This window comes from Vreelandella sp. F11, assembly GCF_042466685.1.
GTDB lineage: Bacteria > Pseudomonadota > Gammaproteobacteria > Pseudomonadales > Halomonadaceae > Vreelandella.
In genome coordinates, this window is sequence record NZ_CP170448.1 from 4045623 (window position 1) to 4062262 (window position 16640).

General features: G+C 57.8%; 17 protein-coding genes. 12 read left to right on the top strand and 5 right to left on the bottom strand.

What is annotated here, in order from left to right; genetic code table 11:
- Nucleotides 1-142 precede the first annotated feature (142 nt).
- On the top strand, nucleotides 143-427 hold the full coding sequence (locus ACFIOZ_RS18530; RefSeq protein ID WP_386080308.1) for a YrhK family protein: 285 nt from the start codon (nucleotides 143-145) through the stop codon (nucleotides 425-427).
- A gap of 10 nt (nucleotides 428-437) precedes the next feature.
- Here the strand turns inward: ACFIOZ_RS18530 and ACFIOZ_RS18535 are convergent, their stop codons facing one another.
- Nucleotides 438-704, bottom strand: coding sequence for a DksA/TraR family C4-type zinc finger protein (locus tag ACFIOZ_RS18535; RefSeq protein ID WP_386080310.1), 267 nt, complete (start codon nucleotides 702-704; stop codon nucleotides 438-440).
- A 64-nt stretch (nucleotides 705-768) separates the two neighbouring features.
- On the bottom strand, nucleotides 769-1521 hold the full coding sequence (locus tag ACFIOZ_RS18540; RefSeq protein WP_386080312.1) for a DeoR/GlpR family DNA-binding transcription regulator: 753 nt from the start codon (nucleotides 1519-1521) through the stop codon (nucleotides 769-771).
- A gap of 134 nt (nucleotides 1522-1655) precedes the next feature.
- Here ACFIOZ_RS18540 and ACFIOZ_RS18545 point away from each other — a divergent pair, with 134 nt between their 5' ends.
- Genes ACFIOZ_RS18545 through ACFIOZ_RS18565 form a run of 5 tightly spaced genes read left to right on the top strand, consistent with a single transcriptional unit; the run spans nucleotide 1656 to nucleotide 7005 of the window.
- On the top strand, nucleotides 1656-2660 hold the full coding sequence (locus ACFIOZ_RS18545) for an ABC transporter substrate-binding protein (RefSeq protein WP_386080314.1): 1005 nt from the start codon (nucleotides 1656-1658) through the stop codon (nucleotides 2658-2660).
- Between the two features lie 2 nt (nucleotides 2661-2662).
- Nucleotides 2663-4390 carry an ABC transporter permease gene (locus ACFIOZ_RS18550; RefSeq protein WP_386080315.1) on the top strand — a complete coding sequence of 576 codons (1728 nt, stop codon included), beginning with the start codon at nucleotides 2663-2665 and terminating at the stop codon, nucleotides 4388-4390.
- Nucleotides 4378-5484 (top strand): ABC transporter ATP-binding protein, encoded by a 1107-nt coding sequence (locus tag ACFIOZ_RS18555; RefSeq protein WP_386080316.1) that lies wholly within the window; start codon nucleotides 4378-4380, stop codon nucleotides 5482-5484. Before ACFIOZ_RS18550 ends, ACFIOZ_RS18555 begins: the two co-directional genes overlap by 13 nt.
- Nucleotides 5481-6548, top strand: a complete 1068-nt coding sequence (locus tag ACFIOZ_RS18560) for an MBL fold metallo-hydrolase (protein ID WP_386080317.1) — start codon at nucleotides 5481-5483, stop codon at nucleotides 6546-6548. The genes ACFIOZ_RS18555 and ACFIOZ_RS18560 overlap by 4 nt, the downstream gene beginning before the upstream one ends.
- A 10-nt stretch (nucleotides 6549-6558) precedes the next feature.
- Nucleotides 6559-7005, top strand: a complete 447-nt coding sequence (locus tag ACFIOZ_RS18565; protein WP_386080318.1) for an HAD family acid phosphatase — start codon at nucleotides 6559-6561, stop codon at nucleotides 7003-7005.
- On the opposite strand, the gene ACFIOZ_RS18570 is transcribed toward ACFIOZ_RS18565, so the two are convergent.
- The 3 genes from ACFIOZ_RS18570 to ACFIOZ_RS18580 all read right to left on the bottom strand — a co-directional run bounded on the left by ACFIOZ_RS18570 (nucleotide 7002) and on the right by ACFIOZ_RS18580 (nucleotide 9985).
- The gene (locus ACFIOZ_RS18570) at nucleotides 7002-8165 is read right to left on the bottom strand and encodes an MFS transporter (RefSeq protein WP_386080319.1); all 1164 of its coding nucleotides are present in this window, start codon (nucleotides 8163-8165) and stop codon (nucleotides 7002-7004) included. The genes ACFIOZ_RS18565 and ACFIOZ_RS18570 overlap by 4 nt on opposite strands.
- The gene (locus ACFIOZ_RS18575; RefSeq protein WP_386080320.1) at nucleotides 8156-9160 is read right to left on the bottom strand and encodes a GlxA family transcriptional regulator; all 1005 of its coding nucleotides are present in this window, start codon (nucleotides 9158-9160) and stop codon (nucleotides 8156-8158) included. The genes ACFIOZ_RS18570 and ACFIOZ_RS18575 overlap by 10 nt, the downstream gene beginning before the upstream one ends.
- A 141-nt stretch (nucleotides 9161-9301) precedes the next feature.
- Complete coding sequence (locus ACFIOZ_RS18580) at nucleotides 9302-9985, bottom strand: GntR family transcriptional regulator (RefSeq protein ID WP_386080321.1); 684 nt, start codon at nucleotides 9983-9985, stop codon at nucleotides 9302-9304.
- Nucleotides 9986-10140: 155 nt separating this feature from the next.
- Here ACFIOZ_RS18580 and dctP point away from each other — a divergent pair, with 155 nt between their 5' ends.
- The 6 genes from dctP (at nucleotide 10141) to ACFIOZ_RS18610 (ending at nucleotide 16590) form a co-directional block, all read left to right on the top strand.
- Complete coding sequence (dctP, locus tag ACFIOZ_RS18585) at nucleotides 10141-11136, top strand: TRAP transporter substrate-binding protein DctP (RefSeq protein ID WP_386080322.1); 996 nt, start codon at nucleotides 10141-10143, stop codon at nucleotides 11134-11136.
- A gap of 102 nt (nucleotides 11137-11238) precedes the next feature.
- Nucleotides 11239-11760 carry a TRAP transporter small permease subunit gene (locus tag ACFIOZ_RS18590; protein WP_386080324.1) on the top strand — a complete coding sequence of 174 codons (522 nt, stop codon included), beginning with the start codon at nucleotides 11239-11241 and terminating at the stop codon, nucleotides 11758-11760.
- Between the two features lie 2 nt (nucleotides 11761-11762).
- Nucleotides 11763-13097 (top strand): TRAP transporter large permease, encoded by a 1335-nt coding sequence (locus ACFIOZ_RS18595; RefSeq protein WP_088701857.1) that lies wholly within the window; start codon nucleotides 11763-11765, stop codon nucleotides 13095-13097.
- Nucleotides 13098-13108: 11 nt separating this feature from the next.
- Nucleotides 13109-14476 (top strand): malonyl-CoA decarboxylase, encoded by a 1368-nt coding sequence (locus tag ACFIOZ_RS18600; RefSeq protein ID WP_386080326.1) that lies wholly within the window; start codon nucleotides 13109-13111, stop codon nucleotides 14474-14476.
- On the top strand, nucleotides 14473-15996 hold the full coding sequence (locus tag ACFIOZ_RS18605; protein ID WP_386080328.1) for a malonate--CoA ligase: 1524 nt from the start codon (nucleotides 14473-14475) through the stop codon (nucleotides 15994-15996). Before ACFIOZ_RS18600 ends, ACFIOZ_RS18605 begins: the two co-directional genes overlap by 4 nt.
- A 135-nt stretch (nucleotides 15997-16131) precedes the next feature.
- Nucleotides 16132-16590 (top strand): DUF2170 family protein, encoded by a 459-nt coding sequence (locus ACFIOZ_RS18610; RefSeq protein WP_386080329.1) that lies wholly within the window; start codon nucleotides 16132-16134, stop codon nucleotides 16588-16590.
- Nucleotides 16591-16640 lie beyond the last annotated feature (50 nt).

Here is a 16640-nt window from a genome sequence, read left to right on the forward strand (position 1 = left end):
TAAAATGAATACCGTTACTACTTTAAACGTAAAATATCATGCCCTTTAATTAATCAGTCATTAAAAAAAGACGCCGCCATGAAAGCGAGCGCCTTAATTTTGTTGATAATATGGTAGCGGCTACTGAACAAGGAGGTAAGCCATGCAGCGCGAGCAAGACCCCGCAACCCACGACTGGACATTTACCATTGGCCATCGCGAACTCGTTGTGCACCAGCGCTATGAGGTGCTTAGCATGATCAACGATTTCATGCTGGGCATCTGGTTTACGATCGGCAGTGTCTGCTTTTTTTACCAAGGTGCCGTACAAACCGTTGGCGTATGGTTATTTGTGGTTGGTAGCTTACAGCTATTAATTCGTCCGGCGATTCGTCTTCACCGCTTTGTCTATTTTAAGCAGCTACCTGACACCGACCACGACGCCTAGAAACCGGCGTTCAACGCAGTTGGCTATCTTTACTACCGCGACGGTTATAGCCACTGAAGGCCGACTGCTGTTTGTCCTGTTCACTTTGACAGATCACACAAAGCCGTACCCCCGGAATGGCCTTGCGGCGCGCTTCGGGAATCGGGTCGCCACACTCTTCGCAAACATCAAGACTCTCACCACGGGGCAACTGACTACGAGCTCGCTGCACCGCATCTTCTAACGTGCTCTCCATCTGCTCTTGCTCGGCGCCATCTTTTGCCCATCCGCCTGCCATGGTTGTTTCCCTCGCTATACCAGTCATAATCTCTAAGCATAGCAGCAACCAGTCAAGCGAACCTTTACCCCAAAAACCGTACGCCTTGGGCAGCCAGTGGGCTGCGTAGTCTGTCAGGCAGCGGCACATCGGTGACCACGGCATCATAATCCCCTAGTTGGCCTGCAGCGCAGCGCAGTGGCAGGTCGAACTTGGTTTTATCCAGTACCAACACTCGATAACCGGCATGGGCCAACAACGCCTCACGGGCCATGACTTCGTCGTCGTTGTAGTCATAAAGCTGGCCATGGCTATCCATTCCCCCCACCGACACAATGCCCACATCGGCACGGTAGCGTTGAAAAAACCGCCAGGCATCGCCGCCGATCACGTCCTGGTCACGACGACGAACGCGCCCTCCCGCGACCACTAACTCACACTTCAGCTGGCACAGCTTAATCAGCGCATGCAGGTTATTGGTCATGATATGCAAGCCCTGCTTCCCACTCAGCGCATCGGCCAACTGCTCAACCGTAGTTCCCGTGCCTAGAAATAGCGCCTGATGATCCTGCACCAAGCTCGCTGCCCGAGCCGCAATCTGCCGTTTACCCGCCACGTTGACGATCTGACGCTGGTCGTAGCCGATATTCTCCTGCTCGGGAAAGGGCAGCACCTCACCTTGGCGGCGCAGCACCAAGCCCTTATCAGCTAGGTGGCGAATATCCCCACGCAGGGTCTGCACAGACACCCCAAAATCAGTTGCCAGACTGTCTACCGACTGGCGCCCATGTGAGTGGATTCGCTGTAACAGCTGTTGTCGACGTTCGAACTGGCGCATAGCCCCTCTCAGCACAACGAAAGCAAAAAGTACGGCAAACGAAAGCCACAAAATGTTGAACGAAAGCATAGTGTCACTTTGTTGTAAGCAGATGACAGTAACTTAGGTGGGGTTCACTCACTGGAGATTTACCCATGTTGAAGCGCTCCCTGTCATCTATCCCGGTATCTGCCCTTACTGCGGCCATTGCGGTAGCCAGTTTTTCCCTTTCCGCTCAGGTAGCGGCCAACGAAACGCTGACCCTCTACACCAGCCAGCCCAATAGCGATGCCCAGCAGACCGTGGATGCCTTTGAAGCGGCCTATCCCGATATTGAAGTGGAGTGGGTACGCGACGGTACGACACGCTTAATGACCCGGCTACGTTCGGAGCTTTCGGCAGGCGTTAGCAACCCCGATGTGCTGCTGATTGCCGACAGCATGACGATGGAGTCGCTCAAACAAGAAGGTCACCTGCAGGCCTACTTAAGCGATGAGCGTAATAGCTATGACGCCGAGCTGTATGACCCAGAAGGCTACTACTACGGCACCAAGCTGATCACTACCGGGATTGTCTATAACACCGGCGCCGAGCATCAGCCGCAGAGCTGGCAAGACCTGCTGGGGCCTGACTATGAAGGCATGGTCACGATGCCAAGTCCGCTTTACTCCGGCGCAGCGCTGATCCATATGGCGGCGATGAGTGCCCACCCTGATCTTGGCTTGGAATATTACGAGGCGCTCCACGAAAACCACACCGAAGCCCAGGGTGGGAACGGCGGCGTTTTTAACGCCGTAGCAGCTGGCACCAAGCCCTACGGCATCGTGGTGGACTTTCTGCCAATTCGTGAAGCTGCCAAAGGCTCGCCGGTCGAATTCGTATTTCCTGAAGAGGGCGTGAGCGCGGTGACCGAACCGGTCGCTATTATGCAGGGCGCAGAGAATGTCGATGCCGCTCAGAAATTTGTTAATTTCGTGCTTTCCCAGCAGGGCCAGGAGCTGGTCAGCCAGCAGGGTTATCTGCCTGCCCATAACGACGTTGCCCCACCGGAAGGCTTCCCCGAGCGCGCTAGCATTCACTTGATGCCAGTTGATACCGAGCAGGCACTGACTCAGGAAGCCGAGCTTAAACAGCGCTTTAGCGATCTATTCGGCGGGTAACCATGACGCCCGCTCTCGACTATGACAATAACGGCAGCGACAACAAGTACGGCAGCCAGCACCGCTGGCTGCTTTCAAGCCTGCTGATCGCCATTGTGCTGCTCAGCCTAGCGCCCAGCCTGCGCCTGCTGATTGAGGCGTTGAGCGACCTTGCCCAGGGCCGCCAATCGCCGCTGTGGCAGGTGCTCAACAGCGCCAGCACTTGGCGAGCACTCTGGCATAGCCTTTATACCTCGGGGCTTGGCATGCTGATCGCCCTGGTGCTGGGCAGCCTATTCGCCTTTGCCATCACGCTCACCAATATTCGTGGCAAAGCGTGGCTGGTGTTCTGCTTTATGCTGCCGATGATGATTCCGCCCCAGGTCACCGCCTTGAGCTGGCTGCAGCTCTTTGGCCCGGCCAGCCCGCTGCTGAAGAGTATTGGCATGGCACCGCCACTAGGCAGCCCGCAACTGCTCTACTCCGCTGAAGGTATCGCTTTACTGCTGGGCATCCAGAGCGCACCACTGGTGTTTCTGACGCTGCGCACCAGCCTGCTTTCACTCCCCCGAGAGCTTATAGAGGCCGCCCGCATTAGCGGCGCCAAACAGACCCAGGTATGGGGTCACATTATTCTCCCCGTGACCCGTAGCGGCTTGATCGCCGGGGGCGCGATGGCGTTTATCTCGAGTCTTGGCAACTTCGGCATTCCCGCCATGCTGGGCATTCCCGCTGGCTATTACGTGCTGCCCACGCTGATCTATCAACGTATGGCCAACTTCGGCACCGGTGTGCTGGCAGAGATGGCTGCGCTCTCCTTGCTGATTGGGTTGCTGGCGCTGGCCGGGGTGGCGCTGCAGCAGCAGTTGATGAACCGCAGCCGCTTTGGGCTGGGTGGCCACAGTGGCCGCTGTCACGACTTTACCCTAGGCCGTTGGCGCTCGCTGGTGACCGCCACGCTAGTCGGGATCTTACTGATTATTCTGGTCGCGCCCCTGCTCGCCCTGGTGATCAGTTCGCTGGTGCCCGCCATGGGCGTGCCGTTAAACGCCGAGACCGCCACCCTAAACGCTTATGCCGAAGTAGTGGGTCGCCAAGGGGCAACATGGCGTGCGGTTAACAACAGCCTGTGGCTGGCGGGCAGCGCAGCCGTGGCGCTCATGCTGCTGAGCCTGCCATTGGCTTACCGGCTACAGCGCTTACCGGAGCGCTGGCGGGGCGTGGTTCTTAGCGCTATCGAGATCCCGTATGCACTGCCCGGCGTGGTGTTGGCGATTGCCTGCATCCTGCTCTTTGTTCGCCCGCTGCCGATTATCAATGTGGCGCTCTACGGCACCCTGGGGCTGATTTTTATCGCTTACCTGGCGCGCTTTCTGGTGGTCTGCGTCAAGCCTGTCGCGGCCAGCTTGGCGCAGCTGGATCCTTCTCTTGAAGAGGCGGCACAGCTCGCGGGTGCAGGCCCCTGGCGGCGCCTGGGCAGCATTATCTTACCCCTAGTAGCACCCGCCCTGTTCGCAGGTGGTCTGCTGGTATTTCTACTCGCGGTTAACGAACTCACCGTGTCAGCGCTGCTATGGAGCGCCGGTAACGAAACCCTCGGCGTACTGATTTTCAACCTCGACGAAGGCGGCGAAAGCGTACTGGCCTCTGCGGTATCAGTGCTGGTGGTGGTCATGGTCGCCTCGCTGATGCTGACGCTCAGTTTACTGGCACCGCGATTACCCAAAGGAGTCATTCCATGGCAGAGCTAGGCACATCCGAGCTAGGTATATCAGAGTTAAGCACAGCTGGGCTAACAATTGACCGTGTTACCAAACGCTTTGGCGAGCAGACGGCCGTTGAGGCGCTGTCGCTGACGATCAATCCAGGTGAGTTTGTCGCCCTGCTCGGCCCCAGCGGCTGTGGCAAAACCACCATGCTGCGCATGTTGGCGGGGTTTGAGACGGTCAACAACGGTACGATTCAATTAGCCAATCGAACCCTGGCAAGCGCTGATACCCATATGCCCCCTGAGCAGCGCAATATGGCCATGGTGTTCCAGTCCTACGCGCTATGGCCGCATATGAGCGTGGCGGACAACGTGGGCTACCCGGTCAAACTGCGCGGCCTGCGCGGGGCGGCGTATCACCAAAAGGTTAATCAGGCCCTGGCCCTGGTGGAGCTTGATGCCTACGCTGACCGCATGCCCCAGGCGCTCAGCGGTGGTCAGCGCCAGCGCGTCGCCTTGGCACGTTGTTTGGTGAGCGATCCCTCGGTGGTGCTGCTGGATGAACCGCTGGCCAACCTTGACCGTCACCTGCGCGCCACCATGGAGCACAGTTTCCGCGATTTTCATCGGCGTACCGGCGCCACCTTGGTTTACGTCACCCACGACCAAACCGAAGCCATGGCGCTAGCGGATAAAATCGCCGTGATGAAAGCGGGTAAGCTGGTTCAGTGGGGCGCCCCCGAAACGCTTTATCGGCAGCCGCGAACCGCCTGGGTAGCGGGTTTTATCGGCCAGGGCAGCCAATTAAAGGTCGCCGCCGGTCACCCTGGGAAGTGCCTTGAGGGCGCTACCCTGATGCGCGGTCTCAACGCCATCGCGTCCGAGCGCACCCAAAGCGTGCTGGTGCGCCCTGAGCATATCCAGATCAGCGCAGCACCCGCATCCTCCGCAGCTCCCACTGATAACCAGCTTGCCGCCCTGGTGGAGAGCGTGATTTTCCGCGGCGAGCGCTATGAGCTAACGCTGCGCCTGCCCAGCGGTGAAACGCTGTTGGCCTACCATCACAGCGCGCCTGCACTGGGCAGCCAGGTTGCCGTCAGTCTTCACCAGGGCTGGTGTCTGGAGCCCGACCAATGAGTGTCACTATCGAGATTCTCAGTGGTTTAGGCGCCAAAGGGCCTGCTGCGATAGTGGTAGAAGCCCAGGGAAAACGCCTACTGCTGGATGCAGGCGGTGCACTCCACCCGGATGACACCATGACTTGGGCGAACAACCTGGATGTGGATGCCGTACTGATTAGCCACGACCATATTGACCATATCGGCGGCGTGGCCGAACTGGCGGAGGACGTGCCACTGTACTGCACACCGCTGGTGGCCAAGGCACTGCCTCCCAACCGCGCTTGGCACCCCCTGCCCGAGCGCGGCGCGCTAGAGGTGGAAGGCATCACCGTCACGACCGGCCAGGCGGGGCACTCCCTAGGCGGTGTGTGGCTACATTTAGCGGTGGGAGGCGGCATTTTCTATAGCGGCGACGCCTGTTTTGAATCACGCCTTTTTCCGTTTGATACGCCACCACCAGCACGTATTGCGCTGCTGGATGCCTCCTACGGCAGCTACGACCAGCCCCAAGCGTATTGTGTTCAGGCTATTAGTGAACGCCTTGATCAGCCGCTGGCGTTTCCGGTGCCGGAGACCGGTCGCGCCCTGGAAATGGCACTCTGGCTGGCGGAAGAGGCGGATCGGCGACAGTTAACACTCGCTATCGACCCGGTGATTCGCGACAACCTGGCCGCGCTCTTGGCTCTGCCTGCAACACTGCGTCGGCCTGGGCTCGACCACTCGATTCGCTTGCTGTTAGCACGGCAAAACGCTTGCCCGCCAACCCTTCAGTTGATGTGTGACCGCAACGATACCCCGGCACAGTGGTCCAATCACCAACTGCTCCACACCGGTTATCTAACCCCTGATCGCCGCGCCCAGTTAGCCGCGGGTGAAATAAGCTGGCAGCGCTGGAATGTACACCTGCGTGCCTCACATCTGGTGGCGCTTGCCGATCAGCTAGGCGCCACCCAAGTGGTGCCGCTATTTACCCGCTTTAGCGATAACGAATTAAACGCCTGGCAGGGGCTACTAGGCGATCGTCTCTGCACTGCCCAGCGTTTCTCTACTCATTCACGTTTAGTCACCTTTCCTGTTTAGGGAGTTTTGCATGTCCGCAGTCATTGTCGATGTTGACGGTACCTTAGCCGAGTTTCACCCTCACCAAGTCAGCGACTGGGTGCTGGGCAGCCAAAAACAGTGGGAACCCTTCTTTGCCCATATGGCCGAAGCGCCGGTGATCGAAGCAGTGGCCAAACTGGTTAAGATTCTGAAGGCTCAAGGCCAGCAGATCGTGATTTGCAGCGGCCGTCCGGATAGCCACCGTGGGCACACCCAGCGCTGGTTAGAGCGCCACACCATCCCCTTTGATGCCATGTACCTGCGCCCTGAAGGCGATGATCATGTGGATGATGAAGAGGTAAAAGCCGCACTGCTCAAGCAAATGCGCAGCGACGGCTTTGCACCTTGGCTGGTGCTGGACGACCGTGACGCCGTGGTCGCCCAGTGGCGCGCACTCGGGCTTACTTGCCTGCAGTGCGCGCCAGGGGATTTTTAAGCGCTTGCCGGTCTGGCTCGCTGCTGCCACACCAGCACTATCAAGGGCACCAGTGCGACGGGGATCAGCAGTAGGTTAAGCGTCGCCCATCCTAAACCGCTGACCAAGGGGCCGGCGAGCAATGCAGTGATAGCGGCGGTGCCAAAGACTAAAAACTCGTTGGCGGCCTGGGTGCGCGCTTTATCCACTGGGCGGTAGCTCTCGGTGAGCAGCCCTGTGGCAGGCAGAAAGGTAAAGTTCCAACCCAAGCCCAACAGAATCAACGCCACGTTGAAGCCGGCTAAACCGATACCCCACTGGGCGACCAAAGCACTTGCTACCAACAGCAGGCAGCCTGCCACAATGACCTGCTTGGCGCCGAAACGGGTGGCCAAATGGCCGGTAAAGAACGAAGGTAAAAACATCGCCACCACATGCCACTGAATGGTCATGGAAACGTGGTTAAAGTGGTGCCCAGCCCCCGCCATGGCAAGCGGCGTGGCGGTCATGGCCAGGTTCATCACGCCGTACCCGACCATCGCCGCGCTCACCGCCACAATAAATCCAGGCTGGCGGAGTATCTTACCCAGAGGCAGTGCGCTGCCTTCGCCGTGGGTACGGGATGCAGGCGGTAGCCGTGTCAGCATCAGCACCACTAGCGCCAGTGCGTAGATCACGGCTAACCCCATAAAGCTGCCCAGAAATGGCACCTCCCCCAACTCACGACTCACCCTAGACAACCACGGCCCGGCGAACGCTGCTAGCACACCGCCCCCCATTACCAAGCCAATCGCCCGGTCGCGCAGCTGCGCGGGAGCAGCCTCCACCGCGGCAAAGCGATAGAGCTGGCCAAACCCAATGCCGATACCAATCAACCAGGTGGCCAGCAGAAATAGCCCAAAATGCTCACCGATCAGCGCCTGTACGGCCGTCAGTGCGCCCACCAATCCGACGATATTGCCCAGCACAAAGCCACGTTTACGCCCCAGCCTGGCCATGATTAACGAGGCAGGTATGGTGGCACACATCAACCCCAGCCACTGGGTGGCCACCGGCGCGGTTGACCATGACGCGCTAGGAGCCAAAGAGGCCCCGATTAGCGGTGACACTGCGATCAGCAAGACGTTGCCGGTGACCAGCAACGCTTGGCAAAGTGATAGCAGGGTGACGGTTAAAGGCATGAGAGACGCTCCTGAAGTGGATCAGTGTGGGAAGACGCAAAGCGTTGGCGATAGACCGAGGGCGATACGCCGTAATAGCGCTGAAACTGGCGGCGCAGTTGCTCCGCCCCACCCAGCCGCCAGCGTTGTGCCAGGCGCTCAAGGGAGAGCTGTTCGCGACCGTTGAGCAGCGCCAGACGCGCTTGCTCAAGGCGTAGTTGGGTGAGGTAAGCGCCGGGGGTGGTATTTAAGTAGCGTCTAAATAGCCGGGTTAAATGGCGTGGAGAGACCGCCATCATATCCGCCATACTCTCAATCCCATGCTCCACACTGGGATCGGCGTGCAGTTGATCCAGCAAGCGGCGCAGTGGCCCCGCCTCTTGTTGGTGCCGCAGTATCTCGCTGAACTGGGACTGTCCACCTGGTCGCTGTAAAAATACCACTAGCTCACGGGCCACTCGACCGGCTAGATCAGCACCGTGATCCGCCTCTACCAGCGAAAGCGCCAAATCGATGCCCGCCGTGACACCGGCGCTGGTGTAGCGACCACTGCTTTCGACATAGAGCGCATCGGGCTCAACGCTTAATGCGGGGTACTCATCCGCCAGTTGAGGCGCATGGCGCCAGTGGGTGGTAACACGGCAGCCATCCAGCAACCCTGTAGCGGCTAACAAAAATGCCCCGGAGCAGATTGACCCAAGCCGCCGCACCGCTGGGGCGACGTCACAAAGCGCCTGTTTCACAGCGGCTATGTCACGCTGCTGCATCACGCCACTGCCCCCCGCCACCAAAAGCGTATCCAGGGGCAGTAAATTAGCCAGTTGATGGTAGGTGTGCGTAGCGTGCACGGCTAAGCCGCCATTGGTGGCAACCGGGCCAACGGCATCGGCGACCAGAGTCAGCTGGTAGAGCGGCTGGGGGCTTAGCGCATTGGCGCTGGCAAACACCTGCCAGGGGCCGCTGACATCCAGCAGTTGGCAGTTGGGATAGGCAAATAGAGCAACATGGCGAGTCACAGTCTCTCTCCGCTAAGGGGGAATCGAAGCATTAGAGAGAGTGTCAGCGCTGCGGCTTATGTCGGCAAGGACGATTACCCCACTGATACGGACATACCGATAAATTCGCTGTCCGATCAATTCACTTTATAGGGGCCGGAATTAGCCCGTTTTTTCTAGCGGTGCCTCCATGCGGCGTACACTGGAAACGAAGTCGCTAAAGCGCTCACCTTGAATCAACACATGATCGCTTAGGGCTTGCTGCGCCGCGATGGAATCACCCTGTTCAATGGCTTCCACAATGGTTTGGTGCTCGCTGAGGGAGTTATTTACCCGCTGACGCACCTGGAGTTGCAGGCGCCGATAAGGCTTTAAACGTTGTTTAAGTTGGCGCGCTTCGCTGGCCAAAAAAGTGTTGTGGCTAGCGGTGTAGATACAGTCGTGAAACCCTTCATTTTCGTAGTAGTACTCGTCGCTATCACCGGCCAGCGCCGCCGCTTCGCAGCGCTGGTGGGCTTCTTTTAATGCGGCCAGTTCCTGCTCGGTGATCCGCCGTGCCGCCAGACGGCCACACATGCCTTCAAGTTCCGCCATTACCTCGAACATCTCGATCAGTTGATCAATGCCCACTTTCGCAACGAAGGTGCCCTTCTTAGGCGAAACGGTCACCAAGCCACTGGCGACCAGTTGCTGAAAGGCTTCGCGCACCGGGGTACGCGAGACCTCAAACTCACGACCCAAGGCTTCTGGATCCAGCCGCTCTCCCGGTAAACGGCGGCCATTGATGATGTCATCCTCAAGAGAATCTCTTAAACGCTGAGCATTGGATCGCTTTGTGCCCGTCATGTTTTACCTCCGTGGATCGCGGCCCATCTTAGCCGTTTAATACTGTCATATAGTTGACATTAGCATACGTAGCGCCTATTGATATATATATCAGCCTAGCTGATAAACATATAAAGCTCATCCAAACACACAACAACAACTGTTGGAGACGCCACATGCAACGCTATTTGATCTCTACTGCCGCCGCCCTTGGTCTCGCCATTGCGGCTTCCCACGCTTCCGCCGATACCGTGCTGCGCGCGTCCCACCAATTTCCTGGAGGCCAGGGCGATGTTCGCGATGAAATGGTACAAATGATGGCCCGCCACGTGGCCGAAGCGGATGTGGGACTGACCATCGAAGTCTATCCCGGCCAATCGCTGTTCAAAGCGCGTGAACAGTGGGGCGCCCTGGCCCGAGGGCGCCTGGATATCACCTCGCTACCGCTGGACTATGCCAGCGGTCGGCACCCCGAGTTCTCTGCTACGCTGATGCCTGGCTTAGTACGCAACCAGGCGCATGCGCAGCGCCTAAACGACTCCGAATACATGGAGATGATCAAAGCGGTGATTCTGGACGGTGGCGCTCGGGTGCTCTCAGATGCGTGGCTGTCCGGTGGTTTCGCCTCTAGCGAGCGCTGCATTACCTCCCCCGATACTGTAGAGGGTCAGAACCTGCGTGCTGCTGGGCCCGCCTTTGAAGAGATGCTGGAAGCCGCCGGAGCTTCGATCGCATCAATGCCCTCCTCTGAGGTTTACACCGCCATGCAAACCGGTGTACTGGACGCCGCCAATACATCGTCTATGTCGTTTATCTCCTTCCGCCTCTACGAGCAGGTCGAGTGTCTGACCGAACCGGGCGACTTCGCACTGTGGTTCATGTACGAGCCGATTCTGATCTCCGAGCAGGTATGGCAGGGGCTTAACGAAGAGCAGCAAGCGGCGCTGATGGAAGCCGGTGAAGCGGCAGAAGCGTTTTTTGCTGAAGAGGCCGCTGCCATCGATCAGGAGATGGTCGATCTTTACGAGGAGAACGGCGTCGAGGTCGTCAGCATGAGCGAAGAGGACTACAACGCCTGGCTTGAGATTGCCCGGGAGACTTCCTACAAAAACTTTGCCGAGAACGTTCCCAACGGCCAAGCCATTATCGATGCGGCGCTGGCCGTCGAGTAAGCAACCGCTAATTGCCTAACGGCTCGGCCACTCCAACCGGGGTGGTCGCCTTCTACTGATGCTTGCTTAGCTTGGCGAGATAACCGGCTTGACGAGGGAAATATGGCACCTGTAACGACTCACAATGCCCTGGCACGCGGGGGGATCATTGGCAGCTACATTCGCGTCATGGATAAGCTCTCGCGACTTTCCGCCTATTTGGCCTGCGCCATGTTTATCGCTGGCGTGTTAGTGATCTGCCAGATGGTCTTTATTCGCTACTTACTCGGAATGAGCACCAGTTGGCAGACCGAATTCACCATATTTTCGGTAACGGCGGCAATGTTAATGGGCAGCCCCTATGTGCTGATGACCGGTGGCCATGTTGCCATCACTATTGTTCCCGATGCGCTGGGCGGCATTTCCCGCACCATCATGCGTTTGATCGCTTCGCTGTTTGGGTTGGGTTTTTGTGCTGCCCTGGCATACGCCAGTTGGGTGTATGTCTTTGAGGCGCTCCACGGCGGGTGGACTACGGGTTCCGTCTGGAATCCACCGCTGTGGCCCGCCCTGCTGCCCATGGCCGTCGGCGCCACCCTGCTGTCGCTGCAGTATGTGGCTGAAATTCTGCGTGGGGAGAGCTAAGCATGGATCCCATTACCTTAGGCATTATTGTCGCCATCGCGCTGATTGCGCTGATGGCTATTGGCACCCCTATCGCTTTTGCCCTAGGCGGTGTATCGCTGCTGGCACTGATCTATGACCGTGGCCTATCCGAGCTCACCTACTTCGGGGAAACCTTTTTTGACCGCATCGCCGAGTTTGGTTTTGTCGCCATTCCGATGTTTATTCTGATGGGCGCCGCGGTGGCCTCCTCCCCCACCGGGCGCGACCTGTATCGCTCGCTGGATCTCTGGATGGGCAAGCTGCCCGGCGGCTTGGCGGTTTCCAATATCGGCGCTTGCTCTATCTTTGCTGCGCTCTCGGGTTCGTCCCCCGCCACTTGTGCAGCGATTGGCAAAATGGGCATACCCGAAATGCGTATGCGCGGCTATCCGGATGGCGTAGCGGCGGGCTGTATTGCCGCGGGTGGCACCCTGGGCATTCTGATTCCGCCCTCGGTCACCATGATTATCTATGGCATCTCCACCGAAACCTCTATTGGTCGACTGTTTATTGCCGGGGTAGTGCCAGGCTTTATGCTCGCGGGCCTGTTTATGATCTGGACGATGATCGCCTGCAAGCTGGCCGGTGGCTATAACAACCCGATGGCGGAGTCCGTCGAACGACTCAAACAGAACGTTAAACAGAATGTTGATACCAACCTGAAAGCGCTCGTCCGTGTTCTGCCTTTCCTGGGCGTGGTCGCGGGCATCCTGTTTGCCCTTTATGGCGGGGTGGCAACACCTTCAGAGGCGGCGGGCGTGGGTGCATTCCTCTGTCTGGCGCTGGCTATTCTGATCTACCGTATGTGGCAGTTGGGACCGATCAAACTGATTATGCGCGACTCGTTGCGGGAAAGCGTGATGATCATGCTGGTGATCGCCACCGCCGAAGTGTTCGCCTATGCACTCTCCTCCATGTTTATTACCCAAACCGTGGCCGCCGCGATTGCTGATCTGGAGATCAACCGATGGGCACTGATGGGGGTGATTAATCTCTTCCTGCTAGTGGCGGGTTTCTTCCTGCCGCCCGTGGCCGTGATCGTGATGACCGCGCCGATTCTGCTACCCATTATTCTGGCGGCTAACTTCGACCCTTACTGGTTTGCGGTGATTTTGACTATCAACCTTGAGATTGGCCTGATTACGCCGCCGGTGGGCCTCAACCTGTTCATTATTAAAGGCATCGCGCCGGATATTTCGCTGCGCGACATTCTGATGGGAAGCTTGCCCTACGCGCTGTGCATGGTGCTGGGTATCTTGCTGCTGTGTCTCTTCCCGGGCATCGCGCTCTGGCTACCTAACTTGATCATGGGTTAAGGAGTTCGATCATGAATATGCTGTTTTTGCAGGAGCTGTTCAACAATATCACCCAGCGTGATGCGCTGTTGCGGCGCCGCCATCCCGAAACCTTAATGCCCGACCATGGGCAGTTGATTAACGCCTGCCACAAGCTGCTGGAAAGCGATGGCGAAGCCTCCAGCATTGCGCTGGCAAGCCGCGCCCTGGCGATTTACCAACGCCTTTCGGCGGCTGAGAAGAGCCACTTCTTTGCCCGCCTGACGGCTGACTTTGCAGCCGAGCCCGGCCCCATTGACGCGGCTTATCTGGCGTATCAAGAGGTTCGCGACAACCAATCGCTACAGCGCCTGTTTGAAGCCTGCGAGCCACGCAGGCAGGAGCTTTTCCGGCGTTTAAACCTGGCCAGCGACGGCACCTATGAGCTGGTTAAAATGCGTGAAGACCTGCTGGCGTTGCTGCGTGAACAGCCCGAGCTGGCGGCCATTGATGACGATTTCGCCCATCTGTTCGGCTCCTGGTTCAACCGCGGATTTTTGATGCTCAAGCGCATTGACTGGAACACGCCCGCGTCGATTTTAGAGAAGATCATCCGCTACGAAGCGGTGCATGAAATTCAGGATTGGGACGACCTGCGTCGGCGGCTGGATGCCCGTGATCGGCGCTGCTTTGCCTTTTTCCACCCGGCGATTGGCGACGAACCACTGATCTTTGTGGAGGTGGCCCTGCATAAGGGTCTGCCAAGCCGTATTCAGCCCATCCTTTCTGGCGAAAGCAGCTATAGCAAAAAAGGTATCGACGACCCCGAAGATGCCGATACAGCGGCGTTCTTTGGTATCAGCAACTGCCAGACCGGCCTGCGCGGTATCTCCTTCGGTAATTTTTTGATCAAGCAGGTAGTGCAAGAACTCTCTCAGGAACTGCCGCAGCTTAAATACTTCGTCACCCTCTCGCCGGTGCCTGGTTTTGCCCAGTGGCTTCAGGGGCAGCGTGATGATGAGCAGCTTCCCGCGTCACTGCGTAAGCCACTCAAAGGGCTTGAAACACCGGGCTGGCATCAGGACAAACCCCGCGAAGAGGAGCTCAAAGCCATTATTCGTCCGCTGGCCGCGCGCTATCTGGTCGAAGAGAAGAACCGCCACGGCCTGCCACTCAACCCGGTGGCTCGCTTTCACCTCGGCAACGGCGCCGAACTACACCGTATTAACTGGTTGGGCGATATCTCCGAGAAGGGCCTTAAACAAGCCGCCGGGCTGATGGTCAACTACCTCTATGTGCTGGACGATATCGAGCGCAATCACGAAAACTATACCGCCAAGGCAACCGTTGCTTGCTCAAATGAGGTGCGTGACCTCGCCAAACGCGCCCGCAAGCTGGCCAAAGGAGAGACCACCAAATGAGCCACAACCTATTTGAAACCTTTGCTGCCAAAATGCGCGAACGCGCAGAGGCCGATTTTATTACCACCCGCGACGGCCGCCGCTATCGCTACGCCGATGCGCTAACCATCAGTGCGCAGCTTGCCGGTGCACTAACCCAGCTAGGCGTTAAGCAAGGCGACCGCGTTGCCGTGCAGGTGGACAAAAGCCCTGAAGCCATTTTGCTTTACCTGGCCTGCCTGCGAATCGGCGGCGTCTATCTGCCCTTAAATACCGGCTACACCGGCGATGAGATACGCTACTTTTTAAACGACGCAGAGCCCGCGCTGTTTGTTTGCCGCCCTAAATTGCTAGATGAGGCCCAGGCGCTTGCTGCTGAGACCGGCTGCCCGGCGGTGGCCACCCTGGGCAGCGCCGCGGATGGCAGCCTGATGGAAACCGCCCAAGCGGCAACCCCACGAGAAGATATCGTCGCGCTTGGCGAGCGTGACCTGGCTGCGATCCTTTACACCTCGGGCACCACCGGGCGCTCCAAAGGCGCCATGCTGACGCACAAAAACCTAGCCTCTAACGCCGACACCCTGGCCAAAGCGTGGCACTTCAGCGCTGATGATCGGTTGATCCATGCACTGCCGATCTTCCACACCCACGGCCTGTTCGTCGCCTGCAATGTCACCCTGATGGCGGGCGCCAGCATGCTCTTCCTGCCTAAGTTCGATGCCGATGTGATTTTTGACGAGCTGCCCCGTGGCAGCGTGATGATGGGCGTTCCCACTTTCTATACCCGTCTGGTGCAGGACGAACGACTGACCCCAGAAGCTACCGCCAATATGCGGCTGTTCGTTTCCGGCTCTGCCCCGCTTACCGCCGAAACCCACGAGGCATTTGAAGCCAAAACGGGCCATGCGATTCTTGAGCGCTACGGTATGACCGAAACCAATATGAACCTCTCCAACCCCTATGAGGGGGCACGGCGGGCAGGCACCGTGGGTATGCCACTACCCGGCGTGGAGATGCGTATTACCGACCGAGAAACTGGCGCTGAGGTGCCACGCGGTGAGATTGGCATGCTGCAGATTCGCGGCCCAAATGTGTTTATCGGCTACTGGCAAATGCCTGAAAAAACCCGTGAGGAGCTGTTAGACGACGGCTTTTTCATTACCGGCGATCTCGCCCTGGTAGACGACCAGGGCTACGTGCATATCGTCGGTCGTGACAAAGACCTGGTGATTTCCGGCGGCTACAACGTCTACCCCAAAGAGGTGGAGCAGGTGATCGACGAGCTTGATCAAGTGGCCGAATCCGCCGTGATCGGCCTCCCCCACCCTGATTTTGGTGAAGGCGTTACCGCCGTTGTCGTGCGCCAACCAGGCGTCACACTTGAAGAGGCTAAAGTGATTAATCATTTAGATGGCCGCTTGGCTAAGTACAAGCAGCCCAAGCGGGTCTTCTTTGTCGATGAACTGCCGCGCAATACGATGGGCAAAGTACAGAAAAATGAACTGCGCAAGCGGTTCAACGACACTTACCGAACCTCCTAACTATCCAAGGTGCAAGCACAATTCTGCCAAGTTTTACTGCCCCGCAGCATACGGGGCATTTTTTTGCGAAAAGGAACCATTTGCTCTACGAAATGTTAAGGTAAGAACACTTAACAAACGATGGAGCAGATTGCCTTGACTACGCCTACCGTTAACAACGGCATCACCGCCACCGAGCTATATGAGTTAGTCAGTCAGCCAGCGCACAACAGCGCTGGAGATGCGCCCCTTGAGTGGCCTGAGGGCACTATCAGCCTGGATGAGACGAATCAGACCCTGATCTGGGAGCTTAACGATTACGGCAACTTGCCGATTACCCTCTCGCGCAGCGAAAATGAGTGGGTCGCCATGGCGCCTATCGTTGCCGTGGAGAGCGTTAAAAACACCACAGAGCTCAACGAAGTACTGCTGCGTCAGGGCATTGCGCTACCGCTGGCCTCCGTGGGCATTGTCGAGATCGATGGTCACGACTTCTATGTAGCTTACGGGCAACTGTTTGGCGACTCGAAACTTGAGTCAATTTGCGCCGAGCTGCACGCCACGGCCAGTGCGGCCATGGATGTCGCCGAACTGATTCAGAGCCATTTCGCCTAACGTTAGTTAAATGGTCAATGCCACCTGTTATGTGGCACTTTACAGTCTTT

What these genes read in the sequence shown, in the direction of transcription:
- ACFIOZ_RS18530 (WP_386080308.1), top strand. Translation starts at nt 143, where the DNA reads ATGCAGCGCGAGCAAGACCCCGCAACCCACGACTGGACATTTACCATT.
- ACFIOZ_RS18535 (WP_386080310.1), bottom strand. Translation starts at nt 704, where the DNA reads ATGGCAGGCGGATGGGCAAAAGATGGCGCCGAGCAAGAGCAGATGGAG.
- ACFIOZ_RS18540 (WP_386080312.1), bottom strand. Translation starts at nt 1,521, where the DNA reads ATGCGCCAGTTCGAACGTCGACAACAGCTGTTACAGCGAATCCACTCA.
- ACFIOZ_RS18545 (WP_386080314.1), top strand. Translation starts at nt 1,656, where the DNA reads ATGTTGAAGCGCTCCCTGTCATCTATCCCGGTATCTGCCCTTACTGCG.
- ACFIOZ_RS18550 (WP_386080315.1), top strand. Translation starts at nt 2,663, where the DNA reads ATGACGCCCGCTCTCGACTATGACAATAACGGCAGCGACAACAAGTAC.
- ACFIOZ_RS18555 (WP_386080316.1), top strand. Translation starts at nt 4,378, where the DNA reads ATGGCAGAGCTAGGCACATCCGAGCTAGGTATATCAGAGTTAAGCACA.
- ACFIOZ_RS18560 (WP_386080317.1), top strand. Translation starts at nt 5,481, where the DNA reads ATGAGTGTCACTATCGAGATTCTCAGTGGTTTAGGCGCCAAAGGGCCT.
- ACFIOZ_RS18565 (WP_386080318.1), top strand. Translation starts at nt 6,559, where the DNA reads ATGTCCGCAGTCATTGTCGATGTTGACGGTACCTTAGCCGAGTTTCAC.
- ACFIOZ_RS18570 (WP_386080319.1), bottom strand. Translation starts at nt 8,165, where the DNA reads ATGCCTTTAACCGTCACCCTGCTATCACTTTGCCAAGCGTTGCTGGTC.
- ACFIOZ_RS18580 (WP_386080321.1), bottom strand. Translation starts at nt 9,985, where the DNA reads ATGACGGGCACAAAGCGATCCAATGCTCAGCGTTTAAGAGATTCTCTT.
- dctP (WP_386080322.1), top strand. Translation starts at nt 10,141, where the DNA reads ATGCAACGCTATTTGATCTCTACTGCCGCCGCCCTTGGTCTCGCCATT.
- ACFIOZ_RS18590 (WP_386080324.1), top strand. Translation starts at nt 11,239, where the DNA reads ATGGCACCTGTAACGACTCACAATGCCCTGGCACGCGGGGGGATCATT.
- ACFIOZ_RS18595 (WP_088701857.1), top strand. Translation starts at nt 11,763, where the DNA reads ATGGATCCCATTACCTTAGGCATTATTGTCGCCATCGCGCTGATTGCG.
- ACFIOZ_RS18600 (WP_386080326.1), top strand. Translation starts at nt 13,109, where the DNA reads ATGAATATGCTGTTTTTGCAGGAGCTGTTCAACAATATCACCCAGCGT.
- ACFIOZ_RS18605 (WP_386080328.1), top strand. Translation starts at nt 14,473, where the DNA reads ATGAGCCACAACCTATTTGAAACCTTTGCTGCCAAAATGCGCGAACGC.